The 22,209-nt window shown below is 71.3% G+C and carries 21 protein-coding genes and 1 pseudogene; 16 read left to right on the top strand and 6 right to left on the bottom strand.

Going from position 1 to position 22,209, the window contains the following annotated elements:
* Positions 1–68 precede the first annotated feature (68 nt).
* The 3 genes from GQQ93_RS00110 to GQQ93_RS00100 all read left to right on the top strand — a co-directional run bounded on the left by GQQ93_RS00110 (position 69) and on the right by GQQ93_RS00100 (position 4,238).
* Positions 69–737 carry a TetR/AcrR family transcriptional regulator gene (locus GQQ93_RS00110; RefSeq protein ID WP_170296077.1) on the top strand — a complete coding sequence of 223 codons (669 nt, stop codon included), beginning with the start codon at positions 69–71 and terminating at the stop codon, positions 735–737.
* A 112-nt stretch (positions 738–849) separates the two neighbouring features.
* Entirely contained in the window at positions 850–1,692 is an 843-nt protein-coding gene (locus GQQ93_RS00105; protein WP_157422202.1) for a class I SAM-dependent methyltransferase, read from the top strand.
* Between the two features lie 392 nt (positions 1,693–2,084).
* A complete protein-coding gene (locus GQQ93_RS00100; RefSeq protein ID WP_170296076.1) occupies positions 2,085–4,238 on the top strand; it encodes a LuxR C-terminal-related transcriptional regulator in 2,154 nt (717 codons plus the stop codon).
* Between the two features lie 19 nt (positions 4,239–4,257).
* On the opposite strand, the gene GQQ93_RS00095 is transcribed toward GQQ93_RS00100, so the two are convergent.
* Positions 4,258–5,025 carry a DeoR/GlpR family DNA-binding transcription regulator gene (locus GQQ93_RS00095; protein ID WP_157422200.1) on the bottom strand — a complete coding sequence of 256 codons (768 nt, stop codon included), beginning with the start codon at positions 5,023–5,025 and terminating at the stop codon, positions 4,258–4,260.
* Positions 5,026–5,072: 47 nt separating this feature from the next.
* On the opposite strand from GQQ93_RS00095, the gene GQQ93_RS00090 reads away from it, so the two are divergent.
* Positions 5,073–5,441 carry a DUF4406 domain-containing protein gene (locus tag GQQ93_RS00090; protein ID WP_246191945.1) on the top strand — a complete coding sequence of 123 codons (369 nt, stop codon included), beginning with the start codon at positions 5,073–5,075 and terminating at the stop codon, positions 5,439–5,441.
* 58 nt (positions 5,442–5,499) lie between these two features.
* On the opposite strand, the gene GQQ93_RS00085 is transcribed toward GQQ93_RS00090, so the two are convergent.
* The 3 genes from GQQ93_RS00085 to GQQ93_RS00075 all read right to left on the bottom strand — a co-directional run bounded on the left by GQQ93_RS00085 (position 5,500) and on the right by GQQ93_RS00075 (position 8,046).
* Positions 5,500–6,963 carry a hypothetical protein gene (locus GQQ93_RS00085; RefSeq protein WP_157422199.1) on the bottom strand — a complete coding sequence of 488 codons (1,464 nt, stop codon included), beginning with the start codon at positions 6,961–6,963 and terminating at the stop codon, positions 5,500–5,502.
* Positions 6,964–6,966: 3 nt separating this feature from the next.
* Positions 6,967–7,221, bottom strand: a complete 255-nt coding sequence (locus GQQ93_RS17910; protein WP_212277216.1) for a hypothetical protein — start codon at positions 7,219–7,221, stop codon at positions 6,967–6,969.
* Positions 7,222–7,593: 372 nt separating this feature from the next.
* Positions 7,594–8,046 carry a MarR family winged helix-turn-helix transcriptional regulator gene (locus GQQ93_RS00075; RefSeq protein WP_157422198.1) on the bottom strand — a complete coding sequence of 151 codons (453 nt, stop codon included), beginning with the start codon at positions 8,044–8,046 and terminating at the stop codon, positions 7,594–7,596.
* Positions 8,047–8,140: 94 nt separating this feature from the next.
* Here GQQ93_RS00075 and GQQ93_RS00070 point away from each other — a divergent pair, with 94 nt between their 5' ends.
* Both GQQ93_RS00070 and GQQ93_RS00065 read left to right on the top strand, forming a co-directional pair.
* Complete coding sequence (locus tag GQQ93_RS00070) at positions 8,141–8,794, top strand: FMN-dependent NADH-azoreductase (protein ID WP_157422197.1); 654 nt, start codon at positions 8,141–8,143, stop codon at positions 8,792–8,794.
* Positions 8,795–8,864: 70 nt separating this feature from the next.
* Positions 8,865–9,437 (top strand): hypothetical protein, encoded by a 573-nt coding sequence (locus GQQ93_RS00065; RefSeq protein WP_212277215.1) that lies wholly within the window; start codon positions 8,865–8,867, stop codon positions 9,435–9,437.
* A gap of 65 nt (positions 9,438–9,502) precedes the next feature.
* Here GQQ93_RS00065 and fosX read toward each other — a convergent pair whose 3' ends face one another.
* On the bottom strand, positions 9,503–9,952 hold the full coding sequence (fosX, locus tag GQQ93_RS00060) for a FosX/FosE/FosI family fosfomycin resistance hydrolase (RefSeq protein ID WP_157422196.1): 450 nt from the start codon (positions 9,950–9,952) through the stop codon (positions 9,503–9,505).
* Positions 9,953–10,020: 68 nt separating this feature from the next.
* Between fosX and GQQ93_RS00055 the strand changes: the two genes are divergently transcribed.
* The 8 genes from GQQ93_RS00055 (at position 10,021) to GQQ93_RS00020 (ending at position 17,826) form a co-directional block, all read left to right on the top strand.
* Positions 10,021–10,659, top strand: a complete 639-nt coding sequence (locus GQQ93_RS00055) for a LysE family translocator (protein ID WP_246191943.1) — start codon at positions 10,021–10,023, stop codon at positions 10,657–10,659.
* Positions 10,660–10,753: 94 nt separating this feature from the next.
* Positions 10,754–12,574 carry an alpha/beta fold hydrolase gene (locus GQQ93_RS00050; protein ID WP_157422195.1) on the top strand — a complete coding sequence of 607 codons (1,821 nt, stop codon included), beginning with the start codon at positions 10,754–10,756 and terminating at the stop codon, positions 12,572–12,574.
* A 47-nt stretch (positions 12,575–12,621) separates the two neighbouring features.
* Positions 12,622–13,017, top strand: a complete 396-nt coding sequence (locus GQQ93_RS00045) for a YybH family protein (RefSeq protein WP_157422194.1) — start codon at positions 12,622–12,624, stop codon at positions 13,015–13,017.
* 11 nt (positions 13,018–13,028) lie between these two features.
* On the top strand, positions 13,029–14,414 hold the full coding sequence (locus GQQ93_RS00040) for a pyridine nucleotide-disulfide oxidoreductase (RefSeq protein ID WP_157422193.1): 1,386 nt from the start codon (positions 13,029–13,031) through the stop codon (positions 14,412–14,414).
* 114 nt (positions 14,415–14,528) lie between these two features.
* Positions 14,529–15,152, top strand: a complete 624-nt coding sequence (locus tag GQQ93_RS00035) for a TetR/AcrR family transcriptional regulator (protein WP_157422192.1) — start codon at positions 14,529–14,531, stop codon at positions 15,150–15,152.
* Entirely contained in the window at positions 15,149–16,369 is a 1,221-nt protein-coding gene (locus GQQ93_RS00030; RefSeq protein WP_157422191.1) for a glycosyltransferase, read from the top strand. The genes GQQ93_RS00035 and GQQ93_RS00030 overlap by 4 nt, the downstream gene beginning before the upstream one ends.
* Positions 16,370–16,486: 117 nt before the next feature.
* Positions 16,487–17,056 carry an alpha/beta fold hydrolase gene (locus GQQ93_RS00025; protein ID WP_343032737.1) on the top strand — a complete coding sequence of 190 codons (570 nt, stop codon included), beginning with the start codon at positions 16,487–16,489 and terminating at the stop codon, positions 17,054–17,056.
* A 245-nt stretch (positions 17,057–17,301) separates the two neighbouring features.
* On the top strand, positions 17,302–17,826 hold the full coding sequence (locus GQQ93_RS00020) for a hypothetical protein (RefSeq protein ID WP_157422189.1): 525 nt from the start codon (positions 17,302–17,304) through the stop codon (positions 17,824–17,826).
* A 93-nt stretch (positions 17,827–17,919) separates the two neighbouring features.
* On the opposite strand, the gene GQQ93_RS00015 is transcribed toward GQQ93_RS00020, so the two are convergent.
* Positions 17,920–20,526 (bottom strand): ATP-dependent Clp protease ATP-binding subunit, encoded by a 2,607-nt coding sequence (locus GQQ93_RS00015; RefSeq protein WP_157422188.1) that lies wholly within the window; start codon positions 20,524–20,526, stop codon positions 17,920–17,922.
* A gap of 286 nt (positions 20,527–20,812) precedes the next feature.
* Between GQQ93_RS00015 and GQQ93_RS00010 the strand changes: the two genes are divergently transcribed.
* Together GQQ93_RS00010 and GQQ93_RS00005 are read left to right on the top strand one after the other, a co-directional pair.
* The gene (locus GQQ93_RS00010) at positions 20,813–21,721 is read left to right on the top strand and encodes an RES domain-containing protein (protein WP_157422187.1); all 909 of its coding nucleotides are present in this window, start codon (positions 20,813–20,815) and stop codon (positions 21,719–21,721) included.
* 316 nt (positions 21,722–22,037) lie between these two features.
* Positions 22,038–22,209 (top strand): annotated as a pseudogene (locus tag GQQ93_RS00005) (IS256 family transposase); the annotation flags it as partial.

Here is a 22,209-nt window from a genome sequence, read left to right as displayed (position 1 = left end):
GGTGGTGCCTTTCGACCTTCCGTACACCGTACGGATCCGTACGCTGTACGGAAGATACTCTTGCACCCATGGCGTCACGTCAAGAGGCAAACCCCGGGGCATCCGGCAGGAAGGCTGCACTGCGCCGCACGGTGAGCCGCGACGACCTCACCGAGGCCGCGATCGCGCTCGTCGAACGCGATGGGCTCGACGCCCTGACCATGCGCCGCTTGGCCGCCGAACTCGACCGGGCGCCCATGAGCCTCTACACGCACGTGCGCAGCCGCGACGACCTCGTCGACGCGATCGTGGCCCGGCTCATCGAGCGCCTCGGGCTCCGCGAGGTCCCCGGCGAGTCGTGGCAGGAGGTCGTGCGACGCATCATGCGCTCCTACCGCGACCTCGCGGTGCAGCTGCCGCACAGCTTCGAGCTGCTCGCCCTCGCCCCGTACGACACCTCGCCCGTCGCCCCGCACCTGGCCGGCACCGTCGCGTGCCTCGAGAGCGGCGGACTCGGCACGGCCGAGGCCCGCCAGATCCTCGGCATCGTCGACGCCTACGCCACCGGCTTCCTCGTGGTGTGGGCGCGCAGCCAGGCGGCGGAGCGCCGGCCCGGGGCAGACGCCGCCCCGCCCGAGGTGACCGGCATGCGCGAGCTCGAGACCTTCGAGCAGGGCCTCGAAGCGCTCATCGCGGGGCTCGACGCGACGCTCGTGCGCGCCGAGCCGGTTTCAGGGCCGCCCGCCTCGAGCCCCTGACGCACGCGGCGCATCAGGACTCCGTACGGATCTCCGTGCGCTGCACGGATGCGGCACCCGCCCGCCGCGGCGACACTCGCTCCAACGTCATCACCGACACGAGGAGCACGACATGAGCAGCACCAGCGCGATCACGGCGAGCGACGCCGACCGCGAACTCAAGGCCAAGCACCGCAGCATGTGGGCCTCGGGCGACTACCCGACCCTCGCCGCCGACCTCATCTGGAGCCTCGGGCCGCGACTCGTCGCCGCCGCCGGGGTGCACGACGGCGACCGGGTGCTCGACATCGCCGCCGGCAGCGGCAACGCCGCGATCCCGGCCGCCGAGCGCGGCGCCGCGGTGGTCGCGAGCGATCTCGCGCCCGAGCTCTTCGCCGTCGGGCGCCGCAACGCGACCGAAGCGGGCGTCTCGCTCGAGTGGCGCGAGGCCGACGCCGAGGACCTCCCGTTCGAGGACGCCGCGTTCGACGCGGCGATCTCGTGCGTCGGCATCATGTTCGCCCCGCACCACGAGACCGCGGCGAGCGAGCTGCTGCGGGTCGTGCGCCCGGGCGGCCGGATCGGCCTGCTGAGCTGGACGCCAGAGGGGTTCATCGGCCGCATGTTCGGCGTGATGAAGCCGTTCGCGCCGCCGCTGCCCGAGGGCGCCACGCCGGCGCCGCGGTGGGGCGACGAGGCGCACGTGCGCGCACTGCTCGGCGACGAGGTCGACGACGTGGTCGCGGTGCGCGAGACCGTCGCGATCACCCGGTTCGCGAGCGGCGCCGAGTTCCGCGACTACTTCAAGTCGCACTACGGCCCGACGATCGCGGTCTACCGCCGCATCGCCGACGACGCCGACGCCGTCCGCGCGCTCGACGACGCCCTCGCGGCGCTCGGCGACGAGCAGCTGGCGGGCGACGCGAGCCGCACCCTCGAGTGGGAGTACCTGCTCGTCACCGCGACCCGGCGCTGAGCTCCGGGCCGCCGCACACCGATCCGCATGAAGGAACCACCGTGAATCTCAGCGAGCATCACCAGATGCACGACCTCAACCTCGCCCGGGAGGCGACGCTCGCCGGCCGCCTCGAGCAGCGCCGCGGCTCGAGCGCATCGCCGAAACGCGCGCCGCCGCGGCGCACGCGCGACGCGCGGCGGATGCCTCCGCGCCCACGCACTCCGGCGCACCCGCCGGATCGGCGGGCCTCCGGGGCCTCCGTGCCCTGCTCGACCGGCTCGGCCACGGCTGGCCGCCGGCGAACGGACCGCGGCCGGCGCACTGACCGGCGACCGCGCGCCACGGGCTGGCGGCATCAGTACAGGGTGAGCACTGATGCCGCCCGCCGCCAGTGCGTCGAAGATGTTCCCGTGTCGAACCCCCGTCTGACACCCCGTGAACGCGCCGTGCTCGCCGCCATCGAGCGACGAATGAGCAATCCCGAGATCGCAAGCGAGCTGTTCATCTCGGTGCGCACGGTCGAAAGCCATGTCGCGAGCCTGCGCCGCAAGCTCGCCGCCGAGACGCGCGCCGAACTCGTCGCCGCGTCGATCGGCCTGCGCGAGACCTCCGTGCGGGTGCCCGACGACGCCTTCGTCGGGCGCGACGCCGAACTCGACGGTCTCGGCGACGCGGTCGGCACCCGGCACTGGGTGACCGTGACCGGCCCGGGCGGCGTCGGCAAGACCCGGCTCGCCCTCGAGTTCGCGCGCACCTTCGCGGGCGTGCCGGTCGTCGTCGAACTCGAGCACGCCGAACCGGTCGACGTCGTCGCGCGCATCTCGCGGTCGCTCGACCTCGAATCGACCACGGGCGTCGACGCGCTCGGCGCCGTCGCGACCTCGCTCGGCACCCGCCCGTACCTGCTCGTGCTCGACAACGTCGACCGCGTCGGCGCCGCGGTCGGCGAGGTCGTCGCACGCGCGACGGCCGGCGCTCCCGATCTGCGGGTGCTGACGACCTCGCGCACCCCGATCGGCGAGGCGGGCGAGCACGTCGTCGCACTCGCCCCGCTGCCGACCGACGGCGCAGGCTCCCCCGCCGTCGCCATGTTCCTCGAACGCCTCGGCCCCGGCGCGGTCACCGAGCCGCCGAGCGAGGCCGAGCACGAGCAGGCCGCCCGCATCTGCGCCCGGCTCGACGGCCTTCCGCTCGCGATCGAGCTCGCGGCATCCGTTGCCCGCCATCTCTCGCTCGCCGAGCTCGCCGAGCGCCTCGAACGCGACTTCGCGACGCTCGATCGCGCCGCTCCGGGCGGGCGGCACCGCACCCTCGAGACCGCGTTCGAGTGGAGCTGGGACCTGCTCGACGCCGACGAGCAGGAGGTGCTGCGCCGGCTCGCCGCCCTGCCACGCACCTTCGACATGGACCTCGCCCTCGCCGTCACCCACCCGGGCGCCGACGGCACCGTCGTGCGGCTGCTCGACCAGTCGCTCATCGTCGCGATCGGGGGTTCGCCGCGGCGGTTCAGGCTGCTCGAGGTGCTTCGCGACTTCGTACGCGCCCGCACCGACGACGAGCTGGCCCGCGAGGTGCTCGAACGGCACGCGACGTTCATCGAGGCGATCGTGGTGCCGTTCGCGAACCGCGCGCGGCTCGACGACAGTCTCGAGGCGATGCACGCCTCCGAGATCCTCTGCCCCGAGGTGAACGCGGCGGTGCGATGGGCTCGGGCCACGAGGCATCCGAGCGCCCTCAACCTGGCGTCGTCGCTCGGCATCGGCATCGAGCAGTACGGCTCTGACATCGACAGCGTGCGCACGCTCGCGGCGGTCGCGCACGACCCCGAGCTGATCGCGGATGCCACGCCGCAGCAGTTGCTCGCACTCGGGACCGCCCTGACGTTCCTCGACCTCGATGCCGTCGCCGAGCTCGCCGAGCGCGCCCTCGAGATCGCGGGCGACGACCGCGAACGACTCGCCGCGCTGCACCTCGCCGGCATGGCGGCGGCGTACCTCGACCACGAGGCGATCGCGCTCGCACGCCTCGGCGACGCCGAGGAGCTCGCCGAGGCGCTTCACGACCGCTGGGAGCTCGCGGCGACCCGGCAGATGCGCGGCGTCGCGCTGCGCCGCAGTTCGCCCGAACTGGCGATGGTCGACTTCGCGGCCGCGATGCACGACTACGGTCGCGCGGGCGACGCGATGCACGTCAACAACGCGAGATACATGATCGCGCTGACCTCGGCCGAGTCGGGCATCGACCTCGCTCGGGCGGCCGAGCTCGCCGCGGAGTGCGTCGACTACGCGCGGGCCTCGCACAACGACCACGAGCTCGCGCACGCCGCGATGGTGCAGCACCTCATCGGTCGAATAGACGCCGCGCTCGAACTCGACGAGCTCGCGCACGAGTTCCGGCGCTTCGGCGACGCCCGCTGCTGGATCCGCACGCTGCTGATGCAGGCCGAGAGCGCGTCGGAGGCCGAGCGGCGCGCCATTCTCCGCGAAGCGCTCGACCTCGCCCGCGCGGTGCACGACGAGCGCCGCGAGGCGGCGATCCTCGAACGGCTCGCGGTGACGGGCTGACGTCGGTCGGCAGCCCGAATCACGACACGGGCGACCCGGCCGCGATGAGCGGGATGCCGGCTGCGGCGAGGTCGCCCAGCGTCCCACCGCCGCGTTCGCCGTCGGTGATGATGCCGGCGACGGCATCGAGCGGCACGACGGGGTAGCGGGAGGCGGCGCCGATCTTCTCGGCGCTGGCGAGCACGTAGGTCTCGGCGGCGCGCGAGGCGAGGGTGCGCTTCATCGCGGCCTCGTCGGCGTCTCCGGTCGTCAGCCCCGCCTCGGGGTGCACCCCGGTGACCCCGAGGAAGAACAGGTCGGCGCTGATCAGGCCGGCGGCCTCGACGGCGGCCGCCCCGCAGGCCACTGCGGAGTGCTTGAACAGCCTGCCGCCGATGAGGAACACCTCGGCCGCGTGCTCGAGGAGCCTTGAGGCGATGGTCGGGCTGTGCGTGATGATCGTGCACTCGAGGGTCGTCGGCAGCGCGTCGACCATGGCGAGCGCGGTGGTGCCGCCGTCGAGGATCACGGTGGCGCCGGGCTCGATGAGTGCGACGGCGGTCGCCGCGACGAGGCGCTTGCTCTCGGGGGCCACCGCGGTGCGGCTCGCGTAGTCGGCCACGGCCGGGGAGGCCGGCAGGGCGCCGCCGTACACGCGGACGGCCAGGCCCGCCGCGTCGAGTTCGCGCAGGTCACGGCGGATGCTGTCCTCCGACAGCCCGAGCTCGAGGGCGATCTCCTTCGCGACGATGCGTCCGTCGCGGCGGAGGCGCTCGAGGAGCAGGTCTTTGCGCGCAGCGGCGAGCATTCGACATCCTTCCTGTTCTTTCACGTTTCTGCACTATTGTGCCAGATATGAGCAAGCCCATGTTGATCCTGATCGCCGGCCCCTACGCCTCGGGCACCGGCGGCGACCCCGAACTGATGGCGAAGAACCTGAAGCGACTCGAGGAGGCGGCCTGGCCCATCTTCCAGGCCGGTCACGTGCCGATGATCGGCGAGTGGGTCGCGCTCCCCGTGCTCTCGAGCGCCGGGGCCGACGGCCCGTCCGATCCGCTCGCGGCCGAGGTCATGTATCCCGCGGCCGAGCGGCTCCTCCAGCACTGCGATGCGGTCCTGCGCCTGCCGGGCGAGTCGCGCGGCGCGGACCAGGACGTCGCGATCGCCCGCGGCCGCGGCATCCCGGTCTATCACTCGCTCGACGAGATTCCTGCTGCTGCCTAGGCAGCAGTTCGGGGCCACGGTCGGCGCGGCGGCTCGACGCCTGGGCGGGCGCCGGCCCTCACCCCTTCGGTGCAGCGCGACCCCGCCGCTGCGCGCGTCGATCGCGCTTCGCGCGTCGGCGCTGCTGGGCGAGACGCCGAGCCGTGAGCGACGCCGCGTCGGGGTCGCCGGGCGAGAGAGCTGCGCGCAGCAGGTTGCGTTCGTGTGCCGCCCGGCGCACATCGGCCATGCCGAGCACGGTCGCGAGCACCGGCGCCGCGATGGCCACGGCGAGCGCGACGACGAGCACGGGGCCGGGGATCGAACCGGGGCCGGGGTCGGCGCCTCCCGGAGCCCATCCGGCGATTCCCGCGATGGCGAACAGCGCGATCGGCATCGCCGCGGCGACGATCGCCCCCGACGCCCAGAGCCCGGCCCGCGGGTCGAGCAGCAGGGCGTCGGTCACTTCTTCGGGCGCACGCCGCGGGCGGCCGTCGGCGACCCACCGCACCGCGGCCAGTTCGATGCGCCGCATCATCGCGAGCCGCGCGATGAACAGCCCGCCCGCGATCGCGAGCGCGCAGACGATCCCGATGCCGCCCCAGAGGCTCAGCCCGTCGATGAATCGTTCGACCGGGTCGTCGAAGTAGCGCTCGTCGCACCGCTTGCACGGCTGTCGCAGCCAGACCGACACGAACCAGACCGCGCCCACGAGGAAGAGCGCACCGGTTGCGACGGCGAGCGCACGGTCGATGCGGGCGAAGAACCCGGGGCGCAGCATCGCGGGCGGGTCGTCGGCCGGGGATGCCTTGCGCCGGCGCTCCTCAGCGAGGTCTGCGGCGGCGAGCGGACGCCTCCAGCCGACCTCGAGCTCGGCGCGGCGGGCTGCCTGCCCCTCCTCGACTCCGAGGAGGATCGATCGCGCGATGAGCCAGGCGACCACGAGCACCGTACACACGGCCACGATCGTCCACACGAGCGGGGTACGGCCCTCGTCGTCGGCGAGCGCGAAGAGCAGGCAGAAGCCGCCGACCGCCATGGCGATCACGGCGACGGCCAGCACTGCGCGGCGGAGATGGCGGGCGGGAAGCACGACGAGGCGTGCCCGCTGCCCGGCCGATGGCACCTCGTCGGGGTGCGCGGTCGCGTGGCGTTCGAGCAGTCGCAAGGAGGTCGCGGCGCCGAGGGCGCCGAGCAGTGGGATGGCGAGCGCGAGGCCCGCCGCCAGTCCGAACAGCGGCAGCACGGTCGTGCGGAACAGGTCCTCGAACCCGAGCTCGCTCGACAGCTCCCACAGCACCTCCTCGCCGACGATCGCGGCGATGAGCAGCGTCGCCCAGGTCGCGCCAGTGCCGACGGCGAGCGCGATCGACAGGCCGACCGCCGTTCGGGCGAAAGCCGACGGCCCGGTCTCGGGCACCTCGACGAAGCGGAGGTCGGCCAGCTCGCGCTCGACCCGGGCGCGCGCTGCACGCCGTCGCTCGGTGCGGGCCGCTCGCCCCGACCGGGCGCGCTCGTCGCGTCCGTCCACGTCGACCATCACCCCTCAGACCTCCCGCGCGGCGAACTCGTCGTCGACGAGGGCGCGATCCCACTGCGCGAGGATCGCGTCGACGGTCTCGTCTGGGGCCTGGTCGGTCGAGTCGACCCAGAGCCCGACCCGCGGCGTCTCGGCGAGCCATCCGTCGAAGGTGCGCACCGCGTCGACCAGCGAGCCATCGCCGAGCCAGCCGTCGTAGGCGCCCGTGCCTCGCTCGGTCTCGCGGCGCACGACCGCTTCGACGCCCGGTCGCAGCACCACGAGGGCGCGGCGACGCCCATCCGCTCGAGCTGCTCGGCGACGGCGTCGCCGTAGATGTTGTCGACGTGCACGACGCTGATGCCGGCATCGACGAACGAGCGAGCGAGCATGGCGCCGTGCCGGTATCGCAGCTCGAGCTGGGCGAGTGCCCCGGGCGACGGCGGCTCGGCCATGTCCTCACGGCCTGAGACGACCATCTGCCAGAGCGCGTCGCCCTCGATGAACGCGGCGGTGCCGAGCCGCTCGGCGAGCAGCCGGCCTACTGTCGACTTGCCCGCCGCGGGGATGCCGACGACGAGCACCGCGGTCGGCTGGACATCGGGAGCGACGGGTGCGGGTGCGGGTGCGGTCGAGTCGGACATCCGGGTCAGGCTATCGCCCGCGGATCGGGGCGTCGGGGTCGATCGCGACGAGCGCCGTCTCGAGCGCCTCGGCGAGCGCGCGCACGCCGTCGGCGCCGACCGGCGCGAACTCGCGATCGATCGCCGGCAGGTACGCTCGCGCCCCGGTGAGGAAGCGGCGACGACCGTCGGCGGTGAGCACGGCGTAGGCCGAACGGCCGTCGTCGGGGTTGACCTCGCGGGCGACGAGCCCCGCGGCGACGAGCTCGTCGACGAGCCGACTCACCCGGGTGCGGCTCAGCACGACGCGCTCGGCGAGCTGGCCCATCGTCAGCCGGCCTCCCCCGTCGTTGAGCTCGAGCAGCACGTCGTACCAGCTGAGCGGCAGGCCGCCCTCGCTCGCCACGGCGCGCTCGAGGCGCGGCAGTACGGCGGCATGCAGCCGCAAGAGGGACTCCCAGGCGCGTTCGGCATCACTCGGCATACCCCGACCCTACCAGTTGCGTGCGTGCGCACACATATGCAAGACTCGCCCCGTCAGTTTATGTGCGCCTGCACACACTTGAAGGGATCGAGCCATGACCACGCTCCTGCACCTCTCCGCTTCGCCGCGCGGCGAGGCCTCGCACTCGCTCGCGATCGCCCAGGGCTTCGTCGAGTCGTTCGAACAGGCCGCGCCCGAGGCATCCATCGACCACTGGAACCTCTGGGACGGCTCGCTGCCCGCCTTCGGCCCCGACGGCGCCGGCGCGAAGATGCGGGTGTTCGCCGGCGACGAGCCCGAAGGCGCCGAGGAGATCGCCTGGCACCGCGCCCGGCTCGCGTTCGAGCGATTCGCCGCCGCCGACCTCTACCTGTTCAGCCTGCCGATGTGGAACTCGGGCGTGCCCTACATCGCGAAGCAGTTCATCGACGTCGTGAGCCAGCCTGGCTGGGTGTTCGACTTCGACGGCGAGACCGGCTACTCGGGCCTGCTCGAGGGCAAGCGCGCCGCGGTCGTCTACACGAGCGCGGTGTACGGCGAGGGGCGGCCGCCCGCGTTCGGCGCCGACTTCCAGCAGCCGTTCTTCGAGGGCTGGCTGCGATGGGCGGGCATCGACGAGATCGACTCGATCGAGTTCCGGCCGAACCTCGCGATCGCCGACGCCGAGCCCGGGCGGCTCGCCGCCCACGCCGAGGCACGGCGCCTCGGCGCCGAGTTCGGGCGCGACGCGCGGTCGGCCGCGGCCTGACAGCGCCCGGCACACCCATTCGGGGGTTCTCCCGATACCGCCCGCCACCCGCATCGGCTTGGCTCGAGATATGTCTCTCGTCACGTTCCTGCGCGGGTGGGCGGCGGTCGCCGTCGGCTGCCTGCCGCTCGCCGGTCTCATGCTCACGCCCCAGCTCATGCGCAGTCGCGCGGGCAGCGAAACACTGCTGATGGTGGGGATGCTCCTGCTCCTCGCCCTGCTCGCGGCCGCGATCATGCTCGCGCCCGTGCTGAGCGCGCTGGCGACCCCGGTCGCCGGCCACTGGGAGGCGCGCACCGCGCTGCGATCGACCCGGAAGGTGTGGCGGCGCCGCACCGGGCAGGCGTGGCTGGCGTTCGGCGCCCTCGTGCTCGTCTACGGCGCGGGCCAGGCGATCGGCTACCTCGTCGGCGAGGCGGTGCCGTACGTGCACGACAATCCGGCGAGCGCGAGCGACCCGACGGCTCCGCTGTGGGTCATCGACTACCCCGCCTACGTGCTGCAGGCCGCCGTGCTCTACGCCTGCACCACCCTCGCGATCGCGGTGTACGCCGCCCGCGTGCGGTCGCTGGCACTGGGGCTCGCGCGGTCCGGGGCTGACGGAGTTTCGCTCCAGAGCTCTGCCAGTTCCGCCTCACGGTGAGGCGGAACTGGCAGAGCCCGCGCAGAGACCATCGCCGGGTCTCGACACGCGTCGACGCACGCCGGCTACTCGGCCATCGGTGACTCCTCGGCAGCGGGCGGCGGCGCATAGACCGCGAGCCGCTCGCGCAACGATCCCGCGTGCAGCTCGAAGAGATGGCCGTCGTCGTCGTAGAAGTAGATCGAGTCGCCCTCGCCCTCGACGCGCGAGCGCGGCGGACGGAGGTCGAGCCCGAGCGCGGCGATCTTCTCGCGCAGAGCGGGGAGGTCGCCGCGCTCGACCTGGAACGCGACGTGGTTGTAGCTGCGCGGCAGCCCGCCGTCACCCCGCATGGTCGCCACCCAGGTCGCGTCGTCGCCCTCGCCGACGAGGAAGAACCGCTCCTCCGAGAGCGAGAACGTGTCGCTGCCACTGTCGTACACGCGCACCGCGCCGAGCACGGTGGTCAGCATGCGCTCGATGCGGTCGAGGTCGCGCACGATGAACGTCACATGGCTGAGGCCGCTGCTGGTCACCGCGTCAGACTACCCGGGGCGCCTTCGGCGGGACCCGCCATACGATTGACCTCGACGTCAGGAGAGGCATGCTGGTGAGCTGGGCGGCGGTACTCGGTGTGGCGCTCGTCGAGCTGGGGATGGCCCTGACGCCCGGCCCGAACATGGTGCACCTGGCCGCGCGGTCGATCAGCCAGGGCACCCGCGCAGGGCTGGTCGCGCTCTCGGGCACCGCGGTCGGGTTCGTGGTGTACCTCGCTGCGGCCGCGTTCGGCCTCGCGGCGCTGTTCGCGGCCGTGCCGGCGGCGTTCCTCGTGGTGAAGACCGCCGGCGCGGTCTACCTCGGCTACCTGGCCTGGCAGATGCTGCGCCCGGGTGGCCGCTCGGCGTTCGACCCGGCCGAGGTCGCGCCGATCCGGCCCGCGCGGCTGTTCGGCATGGGCCTCGTCACGAACCTGCTCAACCCCAAGATCGCGCTGCTCTACGCCGCGATCCTGCCGCAGTTCATCGACGCCTCGAAGCCGGTGTGGTCGCAGTTCCTGGTGCTCGGCGCCGTGCAGATCGTCGTCGGCGTCACCGTGAACGGCCTGGTCGTCGTGAGCGCCGGCCGGCTCGCCGGGTTCCTGCGCACGAGGCCGCTGGCGATGCGGGTGCAGCGCTGGGTGTCGGGCACCGTGCTGGCCGGCTTCGCCGTCAAGCTCGCCGTCGAGCGGCAACCCGCGGCCTGACGAAACCGCCTGACGAGGTTCGGTGCTGGCCCGGGTGACCGAGCGCCCGAGCGGCACTATCCTGAGCGCGCCCGAACCGGCGTCAGGGGGCGCGATGACCGAATACACCGACATCAGCGAGGTGTCGAAGGGGCTCTTCGTCTTCATCCCGGGGCTGCCGCCGCGAGCCCTCAAGACGCAGGCCCCGTGGAAGACCCTCGTCGACCGCCTGCGCACCGAACTCGAACCGACCTGGCGGGTGGAGGTGTTCGAGCACGAGCTCACCGCGACCTCGCGCGAAGATCTCGACGACGTCGTGCGCCGCCTCGCCGCCCAGATGCGCGACTGGACAGGCGAGCTGTCGACCGATATCGAGCCGCCCGACGGCATCATCATCGCGGGCCACAGCTTCGGCGGCATCCTCGCGCGCGCGGCCTACCTGCTCGACGCGACGGCGCCCGACGCGACGAACACCGACCGCGACGAGCACCCGTGGACCGGGCTCCTGAAACGGATCGTGCTGCTCGGCAGCCCGAACTCGGGGTACCGCACCGACGCCCGCAAGACTCCCCTGCGCTGGCGCCTCGCCTACGCCCTCGCCACCCCGTTCTTCGACTTCACCTTCGAGAAGGTCATGGCGGGCGGCTACTGGATCACCGATCTCCGACTCCGCTGGCTCGAGGCCTTCCGGTCGGCGACCGACCGGCCACGGGTCATCCAGATTCTCGGTACCTCCGACCCGCTCGTGACGCACGCCGATGTGATCGATCAGAAGTTCATGCCGCACACGAAGGTGTACGAGATCCCGAACGCCGACCATCGCGGGCTCATCGAGGTCGACGCGGCGCCCGACCCGAATCGTCGCTACCGGCAGCTGAAGGACGCCATCCTCGGCCGGCCCGACGAGACGTTCGACGACGAGCTCACCCGCAAGTCGGGCCCGACGGCGTTCATCCTGCACGGCATCCGGGCCTCGGCGCTCGGCACCTGGGTGGAAGACCTGGGCGCCGACTTCGCTGCGGCATCGGGGCATGCCGACGATGAGGAGACCCTCGTCATCAATCCCGACACCGGGTACTTCAGTGCGCTCGAGTTCGCGCTGCCGGGCACGCGCCGCCGCAAGGTGCACGAGTTCCTGCGGCTCTACGGCGAGGCCTATGCGACGCGCGACCCCGAGCAGTTCGTCTTCGCCGGCCACTCGAACGGCACGTACATGATGGCGCAGTCGCTCGACCGCGTGCCCGCGATGCGGTTCAAGCGCATCTACCTCGCCGGCACGGTGCTGCCGCGACGATACGAATGGCAGCGCGTGTTCGAGAACGAGCAGATCGGCCATCGCGGCGATGCCGGGTGGCAGGCCGGCGAGGTGCGCATCGATCGCGCCACCCGCGACGTGCCCGTCGGCATCCTCTGCTCGTGGCTGCGCGGACTCGGCAGCGCCGACGTCGGCACCGCCGGGGTCGACGGATTCGAGAACATCTCGGGGCGCGCGATCGACCAGCACCGGCGGGTACCGGGAGGGCATGGCGCGGCGCTCAAGAGCCCGGAGCAGTTGCGCGAGATCGCGGGCTACCTGGCACGGGATTCGGTCGCGGTGGACCGCGCGTCGCGCCGGGCGTCGTCGGCGCCGACGACGGCGGCCTCGTCGTCGAGCGCACCGGCAACGGCGACGGCACCGCTGGGGATGCCTCCGGCAGCGGTGCCTGCCGCGGCGCCCGGCGCCGAGAAGTCGGGACCGGGCTGGGGCGAACGCCTCTTCAACGGGGTGAGCCGCTTCGTCGGGCTCCGACCCGTCGCGTGGGCCCTGCTGCTCGGCCTCGGAGCGCTCGCCGCGACCGGACTCGTGAAGCTCGGCCGGGCGAAGGGGGCGAAGGTCGCCGTCGGCACCGGTGCCGCCGCGGGCATCGGCTTCTGGGCGCTGCTGCGCTCGATCTGAGCGCGACGGTGATTGTGCGCGACCTCAGACGGGAGGATCCTGAGAACATGACCGATCGTGAGGATTTCTTGATTTGGTTGCAGCGCGACTTCGTGCGGGCGGAGCGCGCGATGTTCGACGGCGACGCGGGCCCGCGTCGTGCGATCTGGGCCGAGGACGAACCGGTGACCGTGCTCGGCGCCTGGCGCAACGTGTCGAACCACGCCGAGCTCGTCGAGGCGTTCGACGAGCTCTCGACGAGCTTCTCGAACTGCGCCGACTACGAGTTCGACCTGATCTCGTTCGAGGTGCTCGGCACGATGGCCTACACCGTGGGCTACGAGCGGATCGCCGCCTCGATCGACGGCGAGCCGCGCAGCTTCACGCTGCGCGCCACCCAGGTGTACCGTCGCGGCGACGACGGCTGGCGCGTCGTGCACCGGCACGCCGATCGGGTCGGGTAGCCGGGGTCGTCGTGACCACCCCGGTCGAGGCCGACTACCTCGTGGTCGGCGCCGGCGCCATGGGAATGGCCTTCGTCGACGCCCTCATCGACCATGCGCCCGAGGTGCGGGTGGCGCTCGTCGACCGGCGCCACGGCGTCGGCGGGCACTGGCTCGAGGCCTATCCCTTCGTGCGCCTGCACCAGGCCTCCGCGCTCTACGGTGTGGCCTCGACCCTGCTCGGCGGCGGCCGCGTGCAGCACCGCGGGCCCGAGGCGGGGCTGCAGGAGCGGGCGACGAAGGCCGAGATCGGCGCGTACTACGAGGGCATCCTCGACCGCATGCTCGAGTCCGATCGGGTCGAGTTCTTCGCAGCTTGCGAGTACCTCGGCGAGCGCAGCTTCGTCTCGCGGGTCTCGGGCGAGCGGTTCACCGTGCCCGAGCGCTGCCGGGTCGTCGACGCGCACTACCTCGCCCCGCGCGTGCCCGCCGAGATGCCGCCGCCGTTCGAGGTGGTCGACGGCGCCCGCGTGACGCCGGTCAACGAGCTCGCGCACCTCGCCGAGCCGCCGAGGCGGTACGTGATCGTGGGTTCGGGTAAGACGGCGACCGACGCGTGCGTCTGGCTGCTGGCGCGCGGCGTCGACCCCGGCGCGATCACTTGGATTCGGCCCCGCGATCCGTGGATGCTGAACCGCGCGGTCGTGCAGCCCGTGCCCGAGGTGTTCCTCGGCATGGTCGCCGACCTGATGGAGGCCGCCGAGTCGGCGACGTCGCTCGAGCAGCTGTTCCTGCAGTTGGAGGACGCGGGCATCATGCTGCGGATCGACCGCTCGGTGATGCCCACGATGGCGAGAACCCCCACCCTGGCCGTCTGGGAGCTCGAGCTGCTGCGCACGATCGGGCGCGTCGTGCGTCTCGGGCGCATCCGCCGGGTGGGGCGAGACCGAATCGACCTGACCGGTGGATCGATCGAGATCCCCGCGGGCACCCTCGTGGTGCACTGCGCCGGCGAGGGCCTGATCACCCGCCCGCTCGTACCCGTCTGGACTCCCGGCGAGATGACGCTCCAGCCGATCAGGGCGGGCTTTCCCTGCTTCGGCGCGGCGATCGCCGGTTACGTCGAGGCCACCCGCAGCGACGACGTCGAGAAGAACCGGCTCTGCCCGCCGTCGCCCTACCCCGACTCGATGGCCGCGTGGGCGCGCATGACCGCGGTGGGCGCCCGCAACGCGGGCTCGTTCGGTGCGGAACGCGACATCTCGTCGTGGGCGTCGACGGTCGCGATCAATCCGGCGCGCATCTCGCTGGATGCCCCGCGCTCGGCCCTGCTCGATGAGACCCTCGATCGCCTGCAGACCCACTCGGCGCCGGGGGCGGCGCGACTCGCGGCGTTGAGCGGCGCCGGGGCGGGTTGAACCGGCCGCTGCGTCCGTGAGCTTGTCGGGTTCATCTTCACCACCGACGCGGCGTGGCTGATTCGCCGACCGGCAGTCTTGCGCACCGCTGTACACAGCGACAGAATCCTGTACATGAGTACAGCCCCCGCGCCTGCCGGTGACCTCACCGCGCGGGCCCGCATCATCGCGAGCGCGCTCGACCGGTTCGCCGTGCACGGCTACGACGCGGCGACGATGCGCGACATCGCAGCCCACGCGGGCGTGAGCACCGCCCTCGTCACCCATCACTTCGGCACGAAGCAGGCGCTGCGCGAAGAGTGCGACGCCCGCGTCGTGAGATTCATCGCCGAGAAGCAGGATGCCTCCACCTCGCCCGCCGAGGTGCTGAACCAGGTGCTCGGCGTGTTCGGCCCGTACCTCGCCCGAATGCTCGGCGCTGGCGGTGGCAGTGGCGGCGAGGCATCCGCTGTGCTCTTCGATCGACTGCTCGCGGTCGCGCGAGCGATGATCGCCGACGGGGCGGCGAGCGGATGGCTCCGTCCCTCCCTCGACCCCGAGGCGCAGGCCGCGGCGCTGGTGCTGGTGAGCGTCGCCCCGTTCCTCATGCTCGACCGATTGACCGCGTGGGCCGGCGGCGACGCCGAGGAGGCGCTCCGGCGGATCTCCGTGCCGCTCGCCGAGCTCTACACGCACGGGCTCACCACCGACGATCGCCTGCTCGCCGCCGCCGGGCTCACCGCCGAGGTGTCACGGTGAGGGTGCTGATCATCACCGCCGGGTCGCGGGGCGACGTCGAACCGTTCGTGGCGTTGGCGCGCCGAGCGACGGCATCCGGCCACACGGTGCGCGTGGCGGCGCCCGATCGCTCGGGCGTCGATGCGACCGGGGTCGACCTGCAGAGCCTGGGCGTGGATTTCACGGCGGTCATCGAGTCGCAGGGCGTGTCGCCGCTGGCGGCGATGCGCAATCTGCGCGAGGTCGTGCGGCCGGTGATGCGCGGCGTGATCGTGAATGCGGCGCACATGGCCCGCGAGTTCCGGCCCGAGGTCATCGTGTGGCACCCGAAGGTGCTCTCGGCGCCGCTCATCGCCGACGCGCTCGGCGTTCCGCACGTGCTCGTCGAGACGGTGCCCGCGATGACCCCGACGCGCGCGTTCCCCGCCGCCGGTACGGTGACCCGCAGCCTGGGGCCGCTGAACCCGCTCACCTACCGCGCCGCGGCGGCGGCCGGTGCGATGTTCCGCGGCGAGGTCGACGAGGCGGCCGAGGTGATGGGCGTGCGGCGCCCGCGCCACTCGTCGGCGCCGGCGGCGACGCTCCTGCCGATCAGCCCGGCGATCCTGCCGCGCCCGAGCGACTGGGCCGAATCGGTGGTGCTCACCGGCCCGTGGCGCGGCCCGGTGAGCGAATCGGCGACGCCCGACCCCGCGGTCGACGCCTTCGTGCGCGGCGGCCCGTTCGCCTACGCCGGGTTCGGGTCGATGGCGGCGGGCGACCCCGCTGCACGGGGCCGAGCGCTCGTCGAGGCGGCTCGAGCGTGCGGACTGCGCCTGCTCGTCACCACCGGGCTCGGCGGCGTCGCGGTGCCCGACGAACTGCGAGGCGACGACGTGCTCGTGACGCGCTCCGTCGACCACGCCGCCGTGCTGCCGCGCGCCGCGACCACTGTGCACCACGGCGGCATCGGCACGGTGCAGGCCGCTGTCGCCGCCGGAACCGTCTCGGTCGTCGTGCCGTTCATCGCCGACCAGCCGTTCTGGGGCGCCATGCTGCACCGCCGAGGTCTCGGGCCGGCGCCCATTCCGCAGCACCGGCTGAGCGCCGAACGCCTCGCCGCCGCGATCACCGCGGCCACGGGTTACGGCGCCGCAGTGCGCGCGGCACGCGACCGGATGGCCCTCGAAGACGGAACGGGCACCGCGCTGCAGGCGATCGAGCAGCTCGGCGACCTCAGTGAGGCGCGACCTCGATGAGCACACGGAGCAGCCGGTTCTCCCTCACCACGCTGGCCGTCATCGGCGGTCTCCTCGCCGGCCTGGCGGCCGTCGCCGCGTGGCTGCGGTTCGGCGGCCCGCGCCTTCCGGCCGGCGGTGGCGATCCTGCAACCTCACCGTGTGGCCTCGCTCACGCTGATGTCAACCTCACCCGATCCGACCGACCCCACCCTGCCGGAGCCGAGGGTCGGGCGCTTGGCGCTGCTCGCCATCCGCAGCCTGCCGCTGCTGAAGTACCGGCTTCGCGGCGACCCGCGTTCGCTCGTCAAGGAGCGCGTCGCCAAGATCATCAGCGTGTCCGGACCGAACGGGGTCGACGTCGCGGAGAACGCCGCGCTGGTGTTGTACGACCTGCGCAACCGACCGGGGTTGAACCTCCGGGCATTCCGCCAGCACCAGGCCGCGGTCGCCGCGACGCGGCCTCGGGCAGCCGCGCTGGCGACGCTCTCGATGCCGACGCTCGTGGTGCACGGCACCGACGACGATTTCTTTCCGATCGAGCACGGGCGCCGGCTCGCCGCGTCGATTCCGGATGCCTCGGGCCTCTGGCTCGACGGCGTGGGCCACGTCTTCCCGTACCCGGCGTCGGCCGACGTCGAGGGCGCGATTCTGTCTCACCTCGACTCGGCGACCCGCGACCGCGGAACGGACGTCGGCTCGCTGTAGTGACTCACGCATCGGTTCGTTCGCCGGTCGAGTAGGCGCGCCAGCGCCGTATCGAGACCTGGTTGCGAGGTCGCGGTCACCGCGCGGCGGGGCCGGAAGCAGGCGCGCGTGACACCGAACGCCCGGACCTCTTCGCGAGGGCCGGGCGTTCGGCGTCGAGACGCCCGGCACTTCGGCACTTCGGCACTTCGCCACCACCGCGCGGGCGCGTCATCCCCGGCTGACCACGCTCGTAGGATCAGGGCATGGGGGCGCAGGAGTATCGGTACGACACCGAGGTCGTACGACTGATGTACGACTATGCCTCGTCGGTCGTCTGGTTTCCCGACCCGGTTCGATACGAGCAGAGCGGGCTCAGCCCCGAGCTGATCGCCGACCTGCAAGCGTGGGGGCGACTGCACGACGAGGGTCTCGATCACGACCTCGAGTGGCGTTCCCCCGAGCTGCCAGCTCGGGTCGATCGGGAACGACAAGAGCTCGCGCATCGCCTCGGCGACGAGCTCGGATCGGCCTTCGAGGTCGAGTTCGCCGTGCCGCACGGTGTCTGGTTCGGGCCGCGACACGCGAGCTACCGCTCACCGACGCCGCCGACGAATCCCGAGGCCGCTGCGATCTTCACGGCCCTGGCGGATGCGGCCAGGGCGGAGCGGGCCGAGCTGGCGCGGCAGGCTGCCGAACGGCAGGCAACCGGCGGGGACGGCGGTTGGTACGCCGTGATCCCGGGCACCGGGCAGAAATTCGTTCCGCCCGAACGCCCCGAGCGAGAATGACGAACGCCCGGCCCTCACGAGGAGGGCCGGGCGTTCATCTTCGACCGGCTACGGCCGCTGCTTCACACGGTTACGAGCGACGCCGCGAGGCGGTTACGCCGCCAGATGCACCGTCACGGTCGCGCGGGGCACGGATGTCACGACGAACTCGCCGCCCGAGGCATCCACCCGCACGCCCTCGCCGTCGCCGAGCGCACCGCTCACGAAGAGGTCGCTGATGCGGTCGTCGATCTCGCGCTGGATGACCCGGCGCAAGGGCCGCGCGCCGTACTCGGGCTCGTAGCCCCGTTCGGCGAGCAGCGCGACCGCGGCATCCGTCGCCTCGAAGGCAACCTCTCGCGACGCGAGGCGACGCTCGGTCGCACCGAGCATCAGGCGCACGATCTCGGCGAGCTGCGGCTGGTCGAGCTTCTGGAGCAGCACGATCTCGTCGATGCGGTTCAGGAACTCGGGGCGCATGGCCTCGCGCACCTTGCCCATGACGCGCTGGCGCACGTCGTCCTGCGAGCTGAAGCCCGAGGCATCCGCGCCGGCGACGAAGCCGAGCGCACCCGACCGCGACGCGAGAAACTCGCTGCCGAGGTTCGAGGTCATCACGACGACCGTGTTGCGGAAGTCGACCGTGCGGCCCTGGCCGTCGGTGAGGCGTCCGTCGTCGAGCACCTGCAGCAGCAGGTTGAACACGTCGGGGTGCGCCTTCTCGATCTCGTCGAACAGCACGATCGAGTACGGGTTGCGCCGCACGCGCTCGGTGAGCTGACCGGCCTCGTCGTAACCGACGTATCCGGGAGGGGCGCCGACGAGTCGCGACACGGTGTGCCGCTCGCCGAACTCGCTCATGTCGAAGCGGATCACGGCGGTCTCGTCGTCGAACAGGCGGTCGGCGAGGGCCTTCGCGAGCTCGGTCTTGCCGACACCCGTCGGCCCGAGGAACAGGAACGAGCCGACCGGCCGACGCGAGTCGCCCATGCCGGTGCGGTTGCGGCGCACGGCCTTGGCGACGGCGGTGACCGCGTCGTGCTGCCCGATGACGCGCTGGTGCAGCTCGCCCTCGAGGTCGGCGAGGCGCTCGCGCTCGGTCTCGGTGAGGCGGTTCACCGGGATGCCGGTGGCCCGCGAGATCACCGCGGCGATCTCGGCCTCGTCGATGACGGTGGCATCGGATGCCGCGGCGCGACCCTGCTCGGTGACCTCGTCGAGCTTCGCCTGCACCTTCGAGATCTCGTCGCGCAGGCGCGACGCCTCCTCGTAGTGCTCGGCGCTCACGGCGGCGTTCTTGTCGGCTTCGAGGTCGGCGAGGCGCGCGACGAGCGCGGAGACATCCACCTTCACGCCGAGGCGCAGCCGCAGACGCGCGCCCGCTTGGTCGATGAGGTCGATCGCCTTGTCGGGCAGCACGCGGTCGCTGAGGTAGCGGTCGCTGAGCTCGACGGCGGCGCGGATCGCGGCATCCGTGTACTCGACGCCGTGGTGCTCTTCGTACGCGGGCTTGAGCCCCTGCAGGATGAGCACGGCGTCTTCGATCGACGGCTCGCCGACGCGCACCGGCTGGAAGCGGCGTTCGAGCGCCGGGTCCTTCTCGATCTTGCGGTACTCGTTGAGCGTGGTCGCGCCCACGAGGTGCAGCTCGCCGCGCGCAAGGCGCGGCTTCAGGATGTTGCCGGCGTCCATGCCGCCCTCGCCCGCGCCACCGGCGCCGACGACCGTGTGCACCTCGTCGATGAAGACGATGAGCTCGCCCTTGTTTTCGGCGATCTCCTCCATCGTCTTCGTGAGGCGCTCTTCGAAGTCGCCGCGGTAGCGGGTGCCTGCGAGCATGCCGGGCAGGTCGAGCGCGATGACGCGCTTGCCGAGCAGGGCCTCGGGCACGTTCTCCTCGACGATCGCGCGGGCGAGGCCCTCGACGATCGCCGTCTTGCCGACGCCCGCCTCGCCGACGAGCACGGGGTTGTTCTTCGTGCGGCGCGACAGGATCTCGATGGTCTGCTCGATCTCGTCGGCACGGCCGATCACGGGGTCGAGCTCGCCGTTCGCGGCCCGCTCGGTGAGGTCCATGCCGAACTTGTCGAGCATGGGGGTCTCCGACTCGGTCGGTTGAGTAGCGCCCGACGAAGGAGGACGCGTATCGAAACCACCCTCGCCATCGGTCTGGCTTTCGAAATCCTCCCGCATCCCCTGCGTCAGCGCCTCAGCCGTCACCCCGGCCCGGGCCAGCACCTGCCCCGCAGGCGCATCCTGCCCCAGCACGAGCGCGAAGAACAGGTGCTCAGGATCGATGTACGTCGACCCGCTCGACCGCGCCACCTGGTAGCTGTGGAACAGCGCGCGGGAGGCCGACGGCGTGATCGTCGCCGCATTCTGCCGGTCGAGTAGGCCGGAGGCCGTATCGAGACCCTGCGCTGCAGGCAGACGTGCCTCGGTCGCCGTGATGATGCGCTCGGGGCTCGCCCCGACGCGGCGGATCGCCTGCTGCACGCTCTCGTCTTCGACGATCACGCGCAGGATGTGCAGGGCGTCGAGCTCGGTCTGGCCGCGCTCGAGCGCGAAGCGCCCGGCCTGCTGAAGGATCGATTGAGTGCGCGCGGTAAGGAACCGGCTGAGGTCGATCGACCGCGCCTGACGCGCCTGCTCACCCGCGAGGTATCGGGCAAGGAACTCGTCGAACGAGCTTGCGCCGGCCTCGTTGAAGTCGTTGGGCACCTGGCCTCCTGATTGAAGTTGAGTGTGATTCGCTCAAGTTCAACGCATCGTCGGTCGGAGTATTCCCCACCCCCGAACTGGGGTCAAGTCGAATCAATACCGGGCCGATCATCAATCGCTAGTGTCCAATCTTGAATGTGCCGGAGGAAGGACGCCCGTGTTCGATGACGCCGATGTCGTAGCTGCCTTTCCGGAGTATGCCGTGGACACGCCCAAGATCGGCGAAGGGAACCAGAAGGTGGCTAGCCTCAGCTCATAGACCGCAATCAGATGCCATGATGCTGAGGTGCCCGATTCGAGCGTTCAGGACTCCTATATCAACTACCTCAAGGAACTGGATACTGAGAGATTCGCGCAGCGGGCGCGAGCGTTCTGGGATGCGCCGCCCGAATCTAACGAATCGGTCCTCGAACGTTTCCTGGACGTAGTCTCAGTCCGCGATGCACAAGAGGTGGTCTCAGCGTCGTATTCGATTGGCACCTTGAACTATCCGGCCGCTCAGACAATGTGGCGAGCGCGCCGAATAGGGCGCACTGCCGGCACCACCGCTATTCCCGATATGAATCGGGAAGCCGATCTCTGGGAAGCACCGACGCCATATGTACGTAGTCCTGGCCGGCTAAACCAAGTCGGAGAGTCTGTGCTTTACTGCTCCGTCGGCGACCCTGTCGTAGCAATGATCGAGGCACGAGTACCGAGTGGCGAACGATTCGCGCTCATCCGCTATGAGACGATACGAGCCGCGACCCTTACGCAGATCGCCGCTGACACCCCTCCAGACTGGCTTCCGCCCGAACTCTTCGCAACACACGCGACGGTGGTGGCGTTCTACCGGGACGTCTTTACTCGAGAGTTCGACGGGAGGAACGACCTGACGTATGTGTTGTCAAACCGCGTAGCGAAGGACTGGTTCGACCTCCCGGATAGCGCTGTCGACGGGTGGAGCTTTCCCTCGATTGCACGTGGACGAGGTGTGAACGCAGCCTTCCGTCCGGTAAAAGCGCACGAGGTACTCCGAGTGGTGGGAGTGGCCTATTGCGAAGCGGTAAGCACCGGCCTGCTCGGCCCCGGGATCAAGGCATTCGGGTTCTCTCCAGGCCCCGCGGAGAGTGAACGAGATTTCCGATGGTTCCAAATGGGCAGTGCGTTTCAGACCTCTCGGTTCCCCGAGTTCCACAACTACGAAACGGCATAGGTCGCGCGACGTGATCTAACCATCGCAAAGGCCATGCGCGCCTTATCACCTCGCCTCGATGCACCATCACGTCCGGTTCAACGGCCCTGAATTTGCGTCCATGTCTCAAGATCTCGCCTGAGAATATCGTCCAGTTCGTCCACCGCCAACCGGGCTTCAGCGCTCTCAGGGCGGCGCAAGTACCAAGGAAGGGAGGCTGAGTCCCTCATAGTGGTGTAGCGCGCGGTGGCCGGCCTCGTCGCTCACGACGTAAACGCGGTCACTGTGTGATCCTTCGAGAAAGCTCTCTACTTCTCACTCGAATGGAGTCATCACGATGACCGCTCCTCATATTGTCGACCCTGCCGGCCTGCTCGGCGATGCCCTCGCGGACGCGTCCCCGGATCTGATGCGGCAGCTGCTGCAAACCATGATCAACGCGCTCCTCTCAGCTGACGCGGACGCAGTCGTCGGCGCCGAGTGGGGCAAACCCAGCCCGACCCGTACGA

Source organism: Agromyces lapidis (assembly GCF_009749405.1).
Classification (GTDB): domain Bacteria; phylum Actinomycetota; class Actinomycetes; order Actinomycetales; family Microbacteriaceae; genus Agromyces; species Agromyces lapidis.
This window is presented reverse-complemented; position numbering and strand designations above follow the sequence as displayed.